Source organism: Streptomyces sp. NPDC002817, assembly GCF_053592055.1.
Map to the genome: position 1 here is coordinate 41,094 of NZ_JBSFUY010000022.1, position 16,883 is coordinate 57,976.

General features: G+C 70.8%; 15 protein-coding genes. 14 read left to right on the top strand and 1 reads right to left on the bottom strand.

Going from position 1 to position 16,883, the window contains the following annotated elements; all coding sequences use genetic code 11:
• Positions 1–76: 76 nt before the first annotated feature.
• From ACWD3I_RS32585 to ACWD3I_RS32635, 11 genes are all read left to right on the top strand, one after another.
• Complete coding sequence (locus ACWD3I_RS32585) at positions 77–1,441, top strand: MFS transporter (protein ID WP_365411207.1); 1,365 nt, start codon at positions 77–79, stop codon at positions 1,439–1,441.
• Between the two features lie 75 nt (positions 1,442–1,516).
• Positions 1,517–2,560 (top strand): beta-ketoacyl-ACP synthase III, encoded by a 1,044-nt coding sequence (locus ACWD3I_RS32590; protein WP_365411210.1) that lies wholly within the window; start codon positions 1,517–1,519, stop codon positions 2,558–2,560.
• Complete coding sequence (locus ACWD3I_RS32595; RefSeq protein WP_365411213.1) at positions 2,557–2,796, top strand: acyl carrier protein; 240 nt, start codon at positions 2,557–2,559, stop codon at positions 2,794–2,796. Before ACWD3I_RS32590 ends, ACWD3I_RS32595 begins: the two co-directional genes overlap by 4 nt.
• A gap of 22 nt (positions 2,797–2,818) precedes the next feature.
• Positions 2,819–3,709 (top strand): (3R)-3-[(carboxymethyl)amino]fatty acid oxygenase/decarboxylase, encoded by an 891-nt coding sequence (scoE, locus tag ACWD3I_RS32600; RefSeq protein ID WP_365411216.1) that lies wholly within the window; start codon positions 2,819–2,821, stop codon positions 3,707–3,709.
• Entirely contained in the window at positions 3,706–4,203 is a 498-nt protein-coding gene (gene scoD / locus ACWD3I_RS32605; protein ID WP_365411219.1) for a (2E)-enoyl-ACP glycyltransferase, read from the top strand. The genes scoE and scoD overlap by 4 nt, the downstream gene beginning before the upstream one ends.
• 18 nt (positions 4,204–4,221) lie before the next feature.
• Entirely contained in the window at positions 4,222–5,754 is a 1,533-nt protein-coding gene (locus tag ACWD3I_RS32610) for a fatty acid--CoA ligase (protein ID WP_365411222.1), read from the top strand.
• Positions 5,755–5,779: 25 nt separating this feature from the next.
• Positions 5,780–6,025, top strand: coding sequence for a phosphopantetheine-binding protein (locus ACWD3I_RS32615; RefSeq protein ID WP_365411225.1), 246 nt, complete (start codon positions 5,780–5,782; stop codon positions 6,023–6,025).
• Positions 6,022–10,260 carry an amino acid adenylation domain-containing protein gene (locus ACWD3I_RS32620; RefSeq protein ID WP_365411228.1) on the top strand — a complete coding sequence of 1,413 codons (4,239 nt, stop codon included), beginning with the start codon at positions 6,022–6,024 and terminating at the stop codon, positions 10,258–10,260. Before ACWD3I_RS32615 ends, ACWD3I_RS32620 begins: the two co-directional genes overlap by 4 nt.
• Before the next feature lie 90 nt (positions 10,261–10,350).
• Entirely contained in the window at positions 10,351–11,391 is a 1,041-nt protein-coding gene (locus ACWD3I_RS32625; RefSeq protein WP_365411231.1) for an ABC transporter substrate-binding protein, read from the top strand.
• A gap of 56 nt (positions 11,392–11,447) precedes the next feature.
• Positions 11,448–12,422, top strand: a complete 975-nt coding sequence (locus ACWD3I_RS32630) for a FecCD family ABC transporter permease (protein WP_365411258.1) — start codon at positions 11,448–11,450, stop codon at positions 12,420–12,422.
• On the top strand, positions 12,419–13,216 hold the full coding sequence (locus ACWD3I_RS32635; RefSeq protein WP_365411234.1) for an ABC transporter ATP-binding protein: 798 nt from the start codon (positions 12,419–12,421) through the stop codon (positions 13,214–13,216). The genes ACWD3I_RS32630 and ACWD3I_RS32635 overlap by 4 nt, the downstream gene beginning before the upstream one ends.
• 55 nt (positions 13,217–13,271) lie before the next feature.
• On the opposite strand, the gene ACWD3I_RS32640 is transcribed toward ACWD3I_RS32635, so the two are convergent.
• The gene (locus ACWD3I_RS32640; RefSeq protein ID WP_365411237.1) at positions 13,272–14,180 is read right to left on the bottom strand and encodes a LysR family transcriptional regulator; all 909 of its coding nucleotides are present in this window, start codon (positions 14,178–14,180) and stop codon (positions 13,272–13,274) included.
• A 144-nt stretch (positions 14,181–14,324) separates the two neighbouring features.
• Between ACWD3I_RS32640 and ACWD3I_RS32645 the strand changes: the two genes are divergently transcribed.
• The 3 genes from ACWD3I_RS32645 (at position 14,325) to ACWD3I_RS32655 (ending at position 16,865) form a co-directional block, all read left to right on the top strand.
• The gene (locus ACWD3I_RS32645) at positions 14,325–14,402 is read left to right on the top strand and encodes a putative leader peptide (protein ID WP_353962852.1); all 78 of its coding nucleotides are present in this window, start codon (positions 14,325–14,327) and stop codon (positions 14,400–14,402) included.
• 122 nt (positions 14,403–14,524) lie between these two features.
• Positions 14,525–15,634: a dimethylsulfone monooxygenase SfnG gene (gene sfnG / locus ACWD3I_RS32650; protein WP_365411240.1), complete on the top strand. Its 1,110-nt coding sequence runs from the start codon at positions 14,525–14,527 to the stop codon at positions 15,632–15,634.
• 13 nt (positions 15,635–15,647) lie between these two features.
• Positions 15,648–16,865 (top strand): acyl-CoA dehydrogenase family protein, encoded by a 1,218-nt coding sequence (locus ACWD3I_RS32655; RefSeq protein ID WP_365411243.1) that lies wholly within the window; start codon positions 15,648–15,650, stop codon positions 16,863–16,865.
• Positions 16,866–16,883 lie beyond the last annotated feature (18 nt).

The window sequence follows — 16,883 nt, forward strand, 5'->3', positions numbered from 1 at the left end:
CATTGAAAATGATTCCCCGCTGGAATTCCTTCCCTGGGAATTCCTGTTTCCGTTATCCCGAGGGAGGTGCTCGCCGATGCCCCTGCTCGTTCTCGCACTGGGACAACTCGTCATCTCGCTCGACTACAACATCGTGTACGTGGCTCTGCCCGACATCGGTGCCGGGCTGGGATTCTCCGACCACGATCTGCAATGGGTGGTGAGCGCCTACGTCGTGGCCACCGGAGGCTTTCTGCTGCTGGGCGGCCGGGCCGCGGACCTGCTCGGCCGGCGCCGGATGTTCGTCGTCGGGGCACTGCTGTACGCCGGGTCGTCCCTCGTCGGCGGCCTCTCCGAGACACCTGGCGTCCTGGTCGCCGTCAGGGGGATCCAGGGCATCGGCGGCTCCCTGCTGTTCCCGGCGACCCTGTCCCTGATCAACACGCTGTACGACGAAGGGCCCGCCCGGAACCGGGCCCTGGCCGTGTGGGGTGCGGCGGGAGCCGGTGGACTCTGCTTCGGGTCCCTCCTCGGAGGAGTCCTGGTCGAGGCGTTCGGCTGGCCGTCGGTGTTCTTCGTCAACGTCCCCCTGGCCGCGGCGCTCGCGGTGGCGGCCCTGCTGCTCTTCCCGGCGGACGGGCCGCGGGACCGCTCCCGCCGGTTCGACGTGCTGGGCGCGCTCACCGCGACGGGCGGGGTGACCCTCCTGGTGTTCCTTCTGGTCCACGCGCCCGCCGAAGGCTGGGACACCCCGGGGGCCGTCATGAGCGCGGTGCTGTCCGCCGGGCTGCTGGTGCTCTTCGCCTTCGTGGAGCGGCGGGCATCTGATCCGCTCGTGCCGACACGGCTGTTCGCCCACCGCGGCCTGCTCGCGGCGATGGGGGTGACCGCCCTGTTCAGCGCGACGTTCAGTTCGGTGCCGTACTTCCTGACGCTGTACTTCCGGACGGTCCACGGTTACAGCGCCGTCGCTACCGGGCTCGCGTTCCTCGTGCCCGCCGTCGTGGTGGCCGCCGGCACCCAGGCCGGGGAACGGGCCGTCGCCGCCTTCGGGGTGCGCCGCATGCTGGTGGGCGGTATGGCGCTGGGTGCCGTCGGCGCCACGGCGCTCGCTCTGGCGCTCGCCTCGGACGGCTCGTACACCGAACTCCTGCCCGGGATCGTGCTGTTGGGGCTCGGTCAAGGGGCGGCGTGGACCGGGATGTGGATCACCGCGTCCGCCGGGGTCGCCCCCGGGGATCAGGGCATCGCCTCGGGAATGGCGTCGACCACCCTCCAGGTGGGGGGCGCGGTGGGCCTCGCCGTACTGGTCGCGGTCGCCGGCGGCGTCGGACAGAGCGCGTCCGGCCCCGGGCTCCTGGACGGTCTCCGCACCGCCGTGTTCGCGATAGCCGCCGGCATCGGCTGCGGAGTGCCGGCCCTGCTGTGCCTGCGCGGAACCGTCAGGGTCACCAGCCCCTAGAACCCACCCTCCTTGTCGACCTCCTTGCCCAGTCCGGGCTGCCCGCCCGTCCTCCGCCATGCCAGGAGAACCTCCATGCTTCCCACCGCCGCCGGCACCCACGCCCCTCCGGCCGCCGTCCTGTGCGGGCTGGCCGGCTGGGTGCCGTCCCGCGTGGTCACCAACGAGCATCTCGCCCGGCGGTTCGACACCGACGAGGCCTGGATCCGGACCCGCACCGGGATCGGCAGCCGCCACGTCGTCGACCCCGGACAGGCGACCTCCGACCTCGCCGTGGAAGCCGGCCACCGGGCTCTCGCCTCAGCCGGGGTCGACGGCGTCGACGCCGTCGTCGTCGCCACGACGACCCCGGACCGCAGCTGTCCCGCCACCGCGCCCGCGGTCGCCGCACGTCTCGGTCTGACGGGGGCCGCCGCCTTCGACATCAGCGCCGTGTGCACCGGATTCGTCTACGGCCTTGCCTCCTCCGCCGGTCTGATCGCCGCCGGTGTGGCCGGGCGGGTCCTGCTCATCGGGGCGGACACCTACTCGACGATCGTGGACCCGCTGGACCGGGCCAACGCGATCCTCTTCGGCGACGGTGCCGGAGCCGTCGTCCTGCGCGCCGGGCACCGCGACGAGCCCGGCGCGCTCGGCCACTTCGACCTCGGCAGCGACGGCGCCCACGAGGATCTGATCACGGTCGCGGCCGGCGGCTCACGGCAGCGCTCCCTGCCGGGTGAACCCCGGCGCGAGGACCGGCACTTCGCCATGCGGGGCAAGGAGGTCTATCGCCACGCGGTGACACGGATGGCCGAGTCGGCGCGTACGACGCTGTCCCGGGCCGGCTGGAAGACCGACGACGTCGACCACTTCGTACCGCACCAGGCCAACCTGCGGATCCTGCACTCGGTGGCGGACGACCTCGGGCTGCCCCGGGAGCGCTGCCTGACCCACGTCGAGTCCGTCGGCAACACGGGTGCCGCCTCCATACCGCTCGCCCTCGCGGACGCCGCCGACCGCCAAGTCCTCCAGCCCGGCGACCGGTTGCTGCTCACCGCCTTCGGAGGCGGCCTCACCTGGGGCTCCTGCCTCCTGACCTGGCCCACCCTCACCCGACAGCAAGGGACCACTCCATGACGACCACCTACGAGCAACTCGTCGCGCTCCTCACGAAGTTGCACCACGCCCCGGCCGAGCTGATCCGCCCCGAGGCGACCCTCGGCGAACTCGACGTCGACTCGCTGACGACGGTCGAGATCAGCATCCGCATCGAGCGCGACCTCGGTGTGCTGGTCGGTGACGACGAACTCGGGCCCGGCCTCACGCTCGGCGACATCGTCGGACTCATCGACGCCCGGCAACCGGCCGTCTGAACCCACGGAAGGAAGCACCGACATGCGGATCACGGAACAGCCCGGCAACGCCATGGGCGCCACCGTCGAGGACTTCGACCACGCCACCGCCCCGGCCGCCGACATCGACGCGCTGCTGAGCACGGTCTACACGAAGAAGATCGCCGTGCTGAAGGGGCAGGACCTCTCTCCCCGGGAGTTCCTCGAACTGGGCAGGCGGCTGGGACGCCCGGAGACCTACTACGAGCCGATGTACAAGCATCCGGAGGTCCCGGAGATATTCGTCTCCTCCAACGTGCCGGAGAACGGCAGACAGATAGGCGTGCCGAAGACCGGAAAGTTCTGGCACGCCGACTACCAGTTCATGCCGGACCCCTTCGGCATCACCCTGATCCACCCCCAGGTCGTTCCGGAGAGGAACCGCGGCACGTACTTCATCGACATGGGCCGGGCGTACGGGAAACTGCCCGAGGAACTGAAGAAGGAGATCGGCGGAACGTACTGCCGGCACTCCGTGCGCAAGTACTTCAAGATCCGGCCCCACGACGTCTACCGCCCCCTCTCCGAGATCATCGACGAGGTCGAGCGGAAGACGCCGGCCGTCCTCCAGCCGACGACCTTCATCCACCCCATGACCGGTGAGACGGTCCTCTACCTCAGCGAGGGCTTCACCGTCGCCATCGAGGACCAGGACGGCGAACCGCTCGACGAGGAGCTGCTCAAGCGGCTGTTCGAGGCCACCGGACAACTCGACGAGACCTTCGAGCACGACAACATCCACCTGCAGAGCTTCGAGAAGGGCGACCTGCTGGTCTGGGACAACCGCAGTCTCATCCACCGGGCCCGGCACACCACCACGCCCGAGCCGACCGTCTCGTACCGCGTCACGGTGCACGACGCGCGCAGGCTCCACGACGGGATCAGGGCGGCATGACGCACGACGCCCTGCTGGAGCGGGTGCTGACGCCGTACAAGGACCACTGCAAGTACCTGCGTTCGGCCGTCGTGACGGAAACAGCCGGTCGGGCGTCCGCCCGCTGCGAGTTCGAGATCCCCGAGTCGTGCTACATCGACGACACCGGCCATCTGAATTCCGTCGAGGTGAACATCTGCTTCAACCAGATGATGTATTACCTCGTCGCCAGGTCCGTACAGGACCGGCTGGCCGCGGCGTTCGCGGACTGGACGCTGGACGACTTCTTCGAGCACCAGCTCCCGGACATTCTCATCGCACGGTTCGCGGCGAACTTCCGGCGTCCGGTCGATCCCCGGGCATTCTCCGGGGAGATGGAGTTCCGGTCCGTCACCCGGCGGGCCCCGGCCGGCGGCAGCCCCTTCCTGCACGCCGAGACCGCCTTCCGCTACTGGGACGCCGGATCGGGCCGCTGTGACGGCGAGGCGACCCTCGCGATCGTCAACGTCCCCTGACTCTCGAAGGGTTCACCCATGAAGACGCTCGTCCGGACCACGCGTCACCACGCCGAGCACCGACCGGACCTCCCTGCCGTGCTCTGCGAAGGCCGCAGCCTGACCTACGGCGACCTGCACCGCGAGAGCAACCGCATCGCCCACGCCGTCCAGGCCGCCGGACTCACCGAGGGCGACCGGATCGCGTACCTCGGCAAGGAGTCCGAGCACTACTACGAGATCCTCTTCGGCTGCGCCAAGAGCGGCACCGTCCTCGTGCCCGTCAACTGGCGGCTCACCGCACCCGAGGTCAGCCACATCCTCCAGGACTCCGGCACCCGACTGCTCTTCCTGGAGGACGAGTTCGCGCCCATCGTCGAAAGGATGCCGACCGCGCCTCCGGAGACGATCGTGGCGCTGGGGGAGTCCTTCGCCACCTGGAAGGCGGCACACCCCGAGACGGAGCTGCCGGAGAGCGCCACCCCGGACACCCCCGTCGCCCAGCTCTACACCAGCGGCACCACCGGACTGCCCAAGGGCGTCGTCCTCGCCCACCGCAGCTTCTTCGCGATCCGCGATGCCCTGGCGAGCGAGGGGCTGGACTGGATCGACTGGCGGACCGGTGACATCGCCCTGATCGGCATCCCCGGATTCCACATCGGCGGCCTGTGGTGGGCCACCCAGAACTTCAACGCCGGCACCACCGTCGTCGCCCTGCGCGCCTTCACCGCCCGCCAGGCCGTCGACCTCATCCGCGACCTCGGCATCACCACCGCCTGCGTCGTCCCGGCCATGCTCCGCATGATGCTGACCGAACCCGGCGTCAGCGCGAAGGACTTCACCACCCTGCGCAAGACCGTCTACGGCGGGTCCCCGATCTCCGAGGCCCTGCTGGAGGAGAGCCTCGCCGTCCTCGACTGCGAGTTCGCCCAGATCTACGGCCTCACCGAGACCGGCAACACCGCCGTCTGTCTGCCCCCGGCCGCCCATGTCCCCGGCAGCCCGCTCATGCAGGCCGCGGGGCACCCGTACCCGGGCGTCCGCAGCAAGGTGATCGACGGTGAAGGGCGTGAACTGCCTCCCGGTGCGGTCGGCGAGGTCTGCCTGGCTACGCCGGCCCACATGGTCGAGTACTGGGGGCTGCCCGAGAGGACCGCCGAGACCCTCGTCGACGGCTGGATCCACACCGGGGACGCGGGCTACGTCGACGAGGACGGCTACGTCTTCATCCGGGACCGCATCAAGGACGCCATCCTCGTCGCCGGCGAGAACGTCTACCCGGCCGAGATCGAGAACGTACTGGAAGGACACCCGGGCGTCGCGGAGGCGGTCGTCGTCGGCGCCCCCGACGAACGCTGGGGCGAGTACGTGCACGCCTTCGTCGTCCCGGACCCCGAACAGCGGCCCAGCCCCCGGGATCTGCACACCTTCCTCGTGCCACGGCTCGCGAGCTTCAAGCTGCCCGCCCGCTACGAGTTCATCGACAGCGTGCCGCGCAACCCCAGCGGAAAGATCCTCCGCCGCGAACTGCGCGACCGCTTCTGGAACGACTCCGCGCGCAAGGTCAACTGACAACCCCCACCGGAGAGATGACGACATGACCGCTCCCCTCACGCTGGAGGGCTTCCGCGCGGACCTGGCGGAGTTCCTGTACCAGCGGCCCGACGAAGTCGACCTCGACGACAACCCCCTCGACGCGGGACTCGACTCGCTGCGCATCGTCACCCTGATCGAACGATGGCGGGAGAGCGGCGCGGACGTGACCTTCGTCGAACTCGCCGAATGCGCCTCCTTCGCCCAGTGGTGGCACCTGCTCTCCGCACGGCGGGAGGCGACCACGTGACCACGCGCCATCCACTGCCGGCCGCCCAGGAAGGCATCTGGACCGGCCAGCGGCTCGACCCGGACAGCCCCGCCTACAACACGGCCGAGTACGTCCACATCGACGGGCCCGTGGACCCCGCCGTCCTCGACGCCGCGCTGCACCAGGTGGTGGCGGAGACCGAGGCGCTGAACGTCACCTACGCCGAGGACACCGAGGGCCGCCCCTGGGAGACGAACACCCCGGCCGACGACTGGCACCTGCACACCGCGGACCTCACCGCCGAACCCGACCCGCACACGGCGGCCCTGGCCTGGATGGACCAGGACATGGCCCGCCCCGTAGACCTCACCCGCGGCCCCGTCTTCGGCCACGCCCTGCTGCGCGTCGCACCCGAGGAACACCTCTGGTACCACCGCGTCCACCACATCGCCCTCGACGGCTTCGGCCTGTCGCTGGTCGCCCGGCGGGTCGCCCAGGTCTACACGGCCCTGAGGGAAGGGGAGCCGGTGCCGGAACACGGCTTCGGCACCCTGGCCTCGGTCCGGGAGGAGGAACGCGCCTACCGGGAGTCCCCGCGCTTCGCCAGGAACCGCGCCTACTGGGCCGACCGGTTCGCCGACCGGCCGCAGGTCGCGACACCGGCCCGGCGAACGGCCCTGCCCGCGCGGACCTTCCACAGGAGGGTGCTCGACCTGGACCGGGCGGAGACGGAAACGGTGCGCACCGTCGCCCGTGACCTCAAGGTCACCTGGTCCGAAGTCCTGTTGGCCGTCACCGCCGCCCACCTGCACCACCTGACCGGCGCGCCGGAGATCGTGCTCAGCCTGCCGGCGATGGGCCGCCTCGGCTCCGTCTCCCTGCGGGTCCCCTGCATGGTCCGCAACATCCTGCCTCTGCGCGTCGCCGTCACCGCCTCGGACACCCTGCGCGACCTCGGGGCGAGAGTCTCGGCCGAACTGCGTGCCGGGCTGCCGCACCAGCGCTACCGCTACGAGCAACTGCGGCGCGATCTCGGACTCGTGGGCGGGCAACGGAGGTTGTCCGGCCCGGGCGTCAACATCATGCCCTTCGCGTACGACCTGCGCTTCGCCGGACACCGCAGCACCGTCCACAACGTCTCCGCGGGCCCTGTCGACGACCTGTCCATCAACGTCTACGACCGCTCGGAAGGCGGCGGGCTGCGCATCGCCGTGGACGCCAACCCCGATCTCTACGACGAGGCAGACGTCGCCGCCCTCCAGGAAGGACTCATCGCCCTGCTCCGGGCAGCCGTCGCGGCCCCCGACCGGTCGCTCGGCGACCTGCGTGCGCGCGCGGCCGTACCGGTCCTGGACGGGGGACCGCTGCCCGGCCCCGCCCGCCCGGTACTCCACCTGATCGCCGACCAGGCCGCCCGGCGCGGCGAAGCCGTCGCGGTCGAGCACGACGGACGCCGTATCACCTACGCCCGACTCGTCGGCGCGGCACGCGATCTCGCCCGCCGACTGGCCGCCCGTGGGATCGGCCGCGGCGACCTGGTGGCCGTCGACCTGCCCCGCGGCATCGAGGCCGTCACCGCCGCGCTCGGCGTCCTGCTCGCGGGCGCCGTCCACTGTCCGCTCGACCAGACGGCGCCCTCGTCGCGCAGGTCGGAGTTGCTGGCGGACGCCCGGCCCGCGCTCGTCCTGACAGCCGCCGACGTCACCACCCATGACGCCGCGGCCCCCGACCCGACCGCCCCGACACCCGACGACCTCGCCTACGTCCTCCACACCTCGGGCTCCACCGGACGCCCCAAGGGCGTCGAGATCGACCACCGGGCCCTCGCCCACTTCGTGGCCGGCGCGACACACCGCTACGGCCTCCAACAGGCCGACCGTGTGCTGCAGTTCGCGCCCCTGCACTTCGACACCAGCATCGAGGAGATCTTCCTCACCCTGTGCGCGGGCGCCACGCTCGTGGTCCGCACCGACGACATGACCGACTCGGTCCCCGGGTTCCTGGACGCCTGCGCGCGACTGCGGATCAGCTTCCTGGACCTCCCCACGGCCTACTGGCACGAACTCGCCTATGCCGTCTCGACCGGCACCGCCACCCTGCCCGCCGGGGTACGCACCGTGGTCATCGGCGGCGAGGCCGCCCTCCCCGAGCGAGTCGACCGCTGGCGCAGGGCCGTCGGTACCTCGGTCCGGCTGCTGAACACCTACGGCCCGACCGAGGCCACCGTGGTCACCACCGTCGCCGACCTCCACGACCCCGCCCTCGCCCCGGGAGACGTCCCCATCGGGGCCCCGCTCCCGGGCACATGTGCCGCGGTCGTCGACGGCGAACTCCATCTCATCGGTGACAACCTGGCCGTCGGCTACCGGGGACACCGGCTGCCGGACGCCGACCGCTTCGCCCCCCTCGACGCACTCCCCGGAACCCCTCGTGCCTACCGCACCGGCGACCTCGTACGGATCGGCGACGACGGGCAACTGCGCTACCTGGGCCGCTCGGACACCGAGTTCAAGATCAGCGGGCACCGTGTGCACCCGGCCGAGGTCGAGAGCGCCCTCCTGAGCCATCCGGGAATCGGGGACGCCGCCGTCGTAGGACAGGTGCTGGAGGACGGGACGCGCCGCCTGACCGCGTACCTCGTCCCCGACGGGCCCGCCCCGGCCGTGGCCTCGATCCGGGACCACCTCCGGGCGGTACTGCCCGCGGCGATGATCCCGTCGGCCGTCGAGTTCCTGGACCACCTGCCCCGGACCGGCTCGGGCAAGACCGACAGGAAGGCGCTCGCCGTACCCGCGCCCCGAGCGGAACCCCCGGCACCCGAAGGGGAGTTGGAGCGCACCATCGCCGCCGCCTGGCGACAGGTGCTCGGCGTACCGGCCGTCTCCGCGCGGGACGACGTCTTCGACCTGGGCGCCCAGTCGCTCCAGGCCATCCAGGTCGCCAACCGTCTCGGCGTACACCTGCGGCGTGAGGTGAAGGTCGCCTGGCTCTTCCAGCACCCGACGCCCGCCGAGCTGGCCCGCCACCTGGAGCGGCAGGACCGCCCGGCCGCCCCGGGCCTTCCGGCGACCCTGCTTGCCGACTCCGTCCTCGACCCGGACATCCGCCCCGGCGACGGCCCCCGCGCGACAGGGACACCGGACAGGATCCTGCTCACGGGTGCCACCGGATTCGTCGGCGTCCACCTGCTGGCCGAACTCCTCACGACCACACGCGCGGAGGTCGTCTGCCTCGTCCGGGCCAAGAGCCCCGCCGAAGCCACGGTCCGCCTCCAACAGGCCCTGAAAACCCACCTGATCGACCTCCCTGGCGCGGCGCGCGACCGCATCACGGCCGTCCCCGCCGACCTCGCCCGCCCCCGACTGGGCCTGGACGGGGCGCAGTTCGCCGAACTCGCCCGCACCTGCGGCGCGATCTTCCACAACGGCGCGACCGTGAGCATCATGCGCGAGTACGCCACCCTCCGCGCCGCCAACACCGAGTCCACCCGCGCCCTGCTGCGCATGGCGGCCGTCCGCGCGACGCCCCTGCACTTCGTGTCGACCCTCTCCGTGGCCCCGCCACGCACCCTCGGCCCCGAAGTCCCGGAGGCGTTCCTGCCGTCCCATCCCGGACTGCGCCACGGCTACCAGCAGTCCAAGTGGGCCGCCGAGCGACTGCTGGAGCAGGCCGCCGAGCGGGGAATGCCGGTCACCGTGCACCGGCTCGGCCGGATCGTCGGCCCGGCCGCCACCGGGTACGTGAACGAGCGGGACTTCCTGTGGAGCGTGCTGTGCGCGGGGATCCCCGCAGGGATCGTCCCCGACCTGTTCGAGGAGGAGACCTGGACCCCGGTCGACCACGTCGCCCAGGCACTCGTCCACCTCTGCCTCCGGCAACGACCACCGGGAGCCACCGTCTTCCATCACGCGGCCACCGCCCCGGTGCGCCTGAGTGACGTCTACGACTGGCTGGAGGAGTACGGCTACGAGCTGCGGCGCCTGCCGTTGGCGCGGTGGCGTGCGGAGTTGCCGCCCGCTTCCGACGCGGCGCGGAGCATGCTCGCCTTCTTCGAGGCCGCGGACACGACGGCCGCCGTCGACGGGAGCGGACCCGACCTGCGTCTGGGACACGTCCGGGCCGAGAACGTCACCGCCGGCCTGCGCGGCAGCGGGATCATCTGCCCTCCCGCCGACCGGGACCTTGTCTTCCGCTACCTCGACCACTGCGTCACCACCGGGGCGCTGCCCGCTCCGGCCGGGAAACGGGGCCCGCTGGCAACTCCCTTGAAGTAGTGGGGAGTTCCCGGGAACTCACGGGGCCGGGCCCCCGACTACTGCAACAGAACCCGTCGCGTCACGAGCACCCCGCACCAAGGAGCCTGCATGCCGAAGAAACGGCCCTCCGCGATCGCCGTGGCCGGCGCCCTCTGTCTGGTCACCGCGGCCTGCGGCTCCTCGACGGACACCGCGGACGGCGACACCGCCAAGGCGTCCGCCGCCGCCGCGAACTCCGGCTACCCGGTGACCCTGGAGAACTGCGGAGCCTCCGAGAAGTTCACCGAGGAACCCCGCCGCGTCGTCGTCATGAACGGCGCCTCGGTCGCCGAGGTCTCCACCCTGCTCGCCCTCGGCGTCGGCGACCGCGTCGTCGCCAACCAGCAGACCTACGGGATGTCCGAGGTCGCGGGCCGCGCCGACGCCATCGAGAAGCTGCCCACCGGTGACGTCAAGCTCAACGACGCCTACGACATCCCGCGCGAGGCGATGATCGGGCTCCGCCCGGACCTGGTGCTGTCGACGACGTCGTACGGCTTCGACGAGAAGAACGGCTTCGCCACCCGTGAGCAGTTGAAACAGGTGGGGGCCCACACCTACGTCTCCCCGCAGGGCTGCGACCAGGACACCTCCAGGATGACCATCGCCGACAGCTACACGCTGCTGCGCGACATGGGCAAGGTCTTCGGCAGGAGCGCCCGGGCCGAGAAGATCGTCGCCGCCTCCGAGAAGCACATCGCCGAGGTCTCCGCCGAGGTCGAGGGCGAGAAGCAGCCCAAGGTCATGGTCCTGTTCTCCAACATGGCCATGGGCGGCAACGACTTCAGCTCGGTCGTCGCCAAGGGCATCTACAACGACATCCTCGCCAAGGCCGGCGGCTCCAACGCGTTCGAGAACGCCTCCGCGACCTCCTTCGCCGACCTCAGCAAGGAGAAGGTGGCCGCCACCGACGTCGACGCGCTCGTCGTCATCGGCTACAACGACCCGAACCCGGCGGCCTACGCCAGGAAACTGCTGAAGGAGTTCCCCCAGTGGCCGGCCGCGAAGAACAACACGTACGTGGCTCTGTCGGACTCGATGTACCTCGGCCCGAGCAACGACCTGGCCGTCGAGAAGATCGCGAAGGTGCTGCACCCCGACAGGTTCTGAGCCGGCTGCGGTTGCCCCTGGGGGTCCTCGGGCTCCTCGTCGTCCTCGTCGCCGTGATGGTGGTGGCGGTCAGCATCGGCGCGGTGAACATCCCGGTGGGTGAGGTGTGGAGGATCCTCCTGCACCACCTCACCGGCCGCGGAGCCACCGGCGACCCGGCCCTCGACCAGATCGTGTGGACCTTCCGAGCCCCCCGCGTGGCCCTGGCCGCGCTGGTCGGCGCGGGCCTGGCCGTGGCCGGGGCGGTGTTGCAGACCCTGGTCTCCAACCCGCTCGCCGACCCGATCGTCCTCGGCTTCTCCTACGGAGCCTCCCTGGGGGCCGTACTGGTCATCACCCTCGGCGGTGTCGCGCTCGCCGGACTGGGCGGACTCGGTGTCTCGGGAGCGGCCTTCGTCGGTGCCCTGGCGGCCGGGGCACTGGTCTTCGCACTGGGGCAGCGGCGGGGCCGGCTGGCACCGACCCGGCTGGTCCTGGCCGGGGTCGCCGTCGGGTACGTCCTGCTGTCGGTCACCAGCTTCGTCCAGCTGATGGCGACCCCGACCGAGCTGCGCACGGTCATGTTCTGGATGCTCGGGAGCGTCGCCGGAGCCCAGTGGAGCCAACTGCCCACCGTCACCGTGGTGGTCCTCACGAGCACGGTCCTGCTGACCCTGTTCGGGCGTCGGCTCAACGCCCTGCTGGCCGGCGACGAGTCCGCGACCGCGCTCGGCGTCGACGTCAACCGGCTGCGGGCCGCCCTACTGGTGATCAGCGCCCTGCTCACCGGCACCGTCATCGCCGTCGCGGGCGGCATCGGCTTCGTCGGCCTGATGATCCCCCACCTGGTCCGCATGACCGTGGGTGCCGACCACCGACGCCTGCTGCCCCTGACGGCACTCCTGGGAGCCAATTACCTGGTCCTCGTGGACCTGCTTTCCCGCACCCTCACCCGCCCCAACGAACTGCCGCTGGGCATCCTCACCGCCCTGCTCGGCGCCCCCTTCTTCCTGTGGCTGCTGCGCCGCAACAAGGGCCTGGACACCGTATGAAACTGACCGTGGACCAGCTCCACATCACCCTGGACCGCAAACCGATCCTCCGCGCGGTGGATCTGGAGGCGGGCAAGGGGGACATCGTCGGGCTCGTGGGCCCCAACGGCAGCGGCAAGTCCACCCTGCTGCGCACCGTCTACCGCTCGCTGCGGCCGGCCGACGGAGTGGTCAGGGTGGGCGGCGACGACGTATGGGAGCTGTCCGCGCGGACCGCTGCCCGCCGCACCGCGGCCGTCCTCCAGGACGCCGGCACCACGACCGGACTGAGCGTCACCGAGATCGTCGCCCTCGGCCGCACGCCCCACCACGGTCTGCTGGGCCGGGACGGCGCCGACGACCGTGAGGCCGTGGCCGAGGCGGTCGCACGCTGTGGCGTCGGCCCCTTCGCGGACCGCGACTACGCCACCCTGTCCGGCGGCGAACGCCAGCGCGTCCTGCTGGCCCGCGCACTCGCCCAGCGACCCCGGCTCCTGGTCCTGGACGAACTCACCAACCACCTCGACATCCGCGCCCGCTTCGAGCTCCTGGACCTGATCCGCAGCACCGGCATCACCACCCTGGCGGTCCTGCACGACCTCGACCTGGCCGCCCGGCTCTGCGATCACCTGGTCGTCCTCCACGAGGGCGCGGTGGTGGCGGCGGGGCCCGTCCTGGACGTCCTGACCCCGGACCTGCTGCGGGACGTCTTCGGCGTACGGGGCGGCACGGAACGCCACGCGGACGGCGTCGTCCGCATCACCTACGCCGCGCAGCCCCTCGCCCACGAGAAGGCCGTCGCACGGCACCCGTGATCGTCTTCTCACTCCTCAGATGACAGCCTCACCCTCTCCTGCGGGTGCCCGACGTTCAGTTTCCTGAGACCAGCACCCGGGCCCGCGCCACGAACACATCGTGCAGATCCTGGACCGCGCGCGGCACCGGGTCCGCGCGGCGGCGCTGGAGCATCAGCAGGACGCGGGTCGAGTCGTCGGTGAGCGGGCGGTGGGTGAGCGCGCCGCCGCGCACCAGCGGATCGTCCACGACGCTGAAGTCCGGCAGCACTGTGACACCGAGCCCTTCCGCGACCATCAGCTTGCCCATCTCGGCGCCGTCGGTGGAGTACGAGAACGAGGGCGCCCTGCCGTCCAGCAGCCGGTGCACATAACGGTGCATGACATAGCCCGAGCGCATCGCGATCAGCGGCGTGTCCAGGAGGTCGGTCACCGACAGGGCGGTGCGTGCGGCCAGCGGACTGTCGGGCCGCAGACACACCACGGGGCGGCCGCGCAGCAGCTCCGTGCTCTCCAGTTCGGCCGGTACGTCGTCGCCCTCCAGATGGTTCACCAGGCCGAGATCGAAACCGCCCTCGGACAGCGCCCGGTGGATGTCGGTCTGCTGGGCGCCGACCACCTCGACCTGGGTCACCGGATGGCCGGCGCGGAACTCCCGCACCGCCGGGATCAGCAGCGGCACGGTCGCCGCGTTCACCGTCCCCACGCGCACCATCCGGCTGATGCGGTGCTGCTCGCCCGCCGCCGACCTCAGCCGGTCCACCGCGTCCAGCACATTGATGATGTGCGGCAGCAGTTCCCGGCCCTCCGCGCTCATCGTCGCGCCCGACCGCTTGCGCTCCAGGAGGTCCACGCCCAGCTCGCGTTCCAGGTTCCGTACCGTCTCGCTCAACGCGGGCTGGGAAAGGCGCAGTTCCTCCGCGGCCCGGCGCAGGGAACCGAGCCGGGTCACCGCGGCGATGTATTCGAGCTGTTCGGTGCGCATGGCAGGAAGAATGCGACGCATTTCCCGGTGCGTTCAAGGGTTTCCCTGTCACACCTTCGTGAAATTCAATGGTCCGCGATACGAGACCGGTCGGGTTTACCTTGACGGCCCGGACCGGCGGCTGTCACGATCGAGAACATGATGATGCGACTGGACCTCACGCGGCGACGCCATGTCGACCTCGCGCGCGTCTCCAGCGCCTCCTGTTGCCCCGCGGCCTGATCACTCTCCCGAGATCCGCCGCGCTTTTCGCTCTCCCCGCCTGAATTCAACGCGTCCGCGTTCCCTTTGACGACCTCCTTGAATTCGGCGTGCTCGAAAACATTCCGCAACTGGAGTTCCGCATGCCCGCAGAGCCCGTGAAATTCGCCTACTGGGTCCCCAACGTCAGCGGGGGCCTCGTCACCAGCAAGATCGAGCAGCGCACCGACTGGGGCTACGACTACAACCGCGAACTCGCCGTCCTCGCCGAGAACAACGGCTTCGACTACGCGCTCAGCCAGGTCCGCTACATGGCCAGCTACGGCGCCGAGTACCAGCACGAGTCGACCAGCTTCAGCCTCGCCCTCCTCCTGGCCACCCAGCGTCTGAAGGTCATCGCCGCCGTCCACCCCGGCCTGTGGCACCCCGGCGTCCTGGCCAAGCTCGGTGCCACCGCCGACCACCTCTCGAACGGCCGCTTCGCCGTGAACGTCGTGTCCGGCTGGTTCAAGGGCGAGTTCACCGCCCTCGGCGAGCCCTGGCTGGAGCACGACGAGCGCTACCGCCGCTCCGAGGAGTTCATCCGCGCCCTGCGCCAGATCTGGACCGAGGACCACACCGAACTCGCCGGTGACTTCTACCGGCTGCGCGATTTCTCCCTCAAGCCCAAGCCGCTCAACACACCCGAACGCCCGCACCCGGAGATCTTCCAGGGCGGCAACTCCAGCGCCGCGCGGCAGATGGCCGGCCGGGTCTCCGACTGGTACTTCTCCAACGGCAAGGACTTCGACGGGGTCGTCGAGCAGATCGAGGACGTCCGCAAGTCCGCCGCCGAAGTCGGCCGCACCGCACCGAAGTTCGGCCTCAACGGCTTCCTCATCGCCCGTGACACCGAGGCCGAGGCCCGCGACACCCTCCGGGAGATCGTCGCCAAGGCCGACACCGAGGCCGTCGAGGGCTTCGGCAACGCCGTGAAGCAGGCCGGCCAGTCCACGGCCGACAAGAAGGGCATGTGGCAGGACTCCTCCTTCGAGGACCTCGTCCAGTACAACGACGGCTTCCGCACCGGCCTCATCGGCACCCCCGAGCAGATCGCCGAGCGGATCGTCGCCTACAAGAGGCTCGGCGTCGACCTGCTCCTCCTCGGGTTCCTCCACTACCACGAAGAGGTCGAGTACTTCGGCAAGCGCGTCCTGCCGTTGGTGCGCGAACTGGAGGCCCAGCTCCCCGAGTCCGTCCCCGCCCAGGTCTGAGGAGGTCACCCACATGAGCACCGCCACGAACACCGACTGGCACAACCGCCCCGCACCCGAGACCGCGCGGGACTGGATCGCCCGTGCCGCCGACGTCGCCGCCGTCCTCGCCACCGACGCCGCCGCACGCGACCGGGCCGGCGCCACCCCGCACGCCGAGGTCCAGCTCCTCAAGGACTCCGGCCTCGTCACCCTGCTCGGCCCCACGGAGCACGGCGGCGCGGGCCAGGACTGGCCGACCGCGTACCGCGTCGTCCGCGAGGTCGCCAAGGCCGACGGCTCCATCGGCCAGCTTCTCGGCTACCACTACCTCTGGAACTGGGCGGCCCGTCTGGTCGGCACCCGCGAGCAGTGGGAGCACGTGGAGGCCGAGGCCGCACGCAACCGCTGGTTCTTCGGCGGTGCCGTCAACCCGCGCGACAAGGACGTGACCGTCACCGAGGACGGCGACGACCTCGTCTTCACCGGCCGCAAGTCCTTCTCCACCGGCAGCAAGGTCTCCGACGTCACCGTCCTGGAAGGCGTACTGGAAGGCACCGACGACCACGTCTTCGCCATCGTGCCCTCCGACTCCGAGGGCCTGACCTTCCACGACGACTGGGACAACATCGGCCAGCGGCTCACCGAGAGCGGCGGCGTCACCCTCGACGGTGTGCGCACACCCTGGTCGTCGGCGGCCGGATACGTCGACAAGGTGTTCCAGCCGCGCGTCTACAACACCCTGAACGTCCCCACCATCCAGCTGGTCTTCGTCAACTTCTACCTGGGCATCGCGGGCGGCGCCCTGGAGACGGCCGCCGCCTACACCCGGGAGAAGTCCCGCTCCTGGCTGCACGGCGGCCACGAGCGCGCGGTCGACGAGCCGTATGTCATCGACCTCTACGGCGACCTCACCGCGAAGCTCTGGGCGGCCGAGGCGCTCGCCGACACCGTCGCCGCCGAGGGGCAGAAGCTGCACGACGACCCCGACGCGGTCACCGAGCAGACCCGCGGCGACTTCGAGGTGCGGGTCGCGGCCGTGAAGGCGCGCGCCACCGACGTCGCCCTGGAGATCTCGAACCGGATCTTCGAGGTCACCGGAGCCCGCTCCACGGCCACCGACGAGGGTCTCGACCGGTTCTGGCGCAACGTCCGCACCCACACCCTGCACGACCCGGTCGCCTACAAGCGGCGCGAGGTCGGCCGCTGGGTCCTCGAGGGCGAACTGCCCGAACCCACCTGGTACTCCTGACCGCTTCCCCGGGGGCGC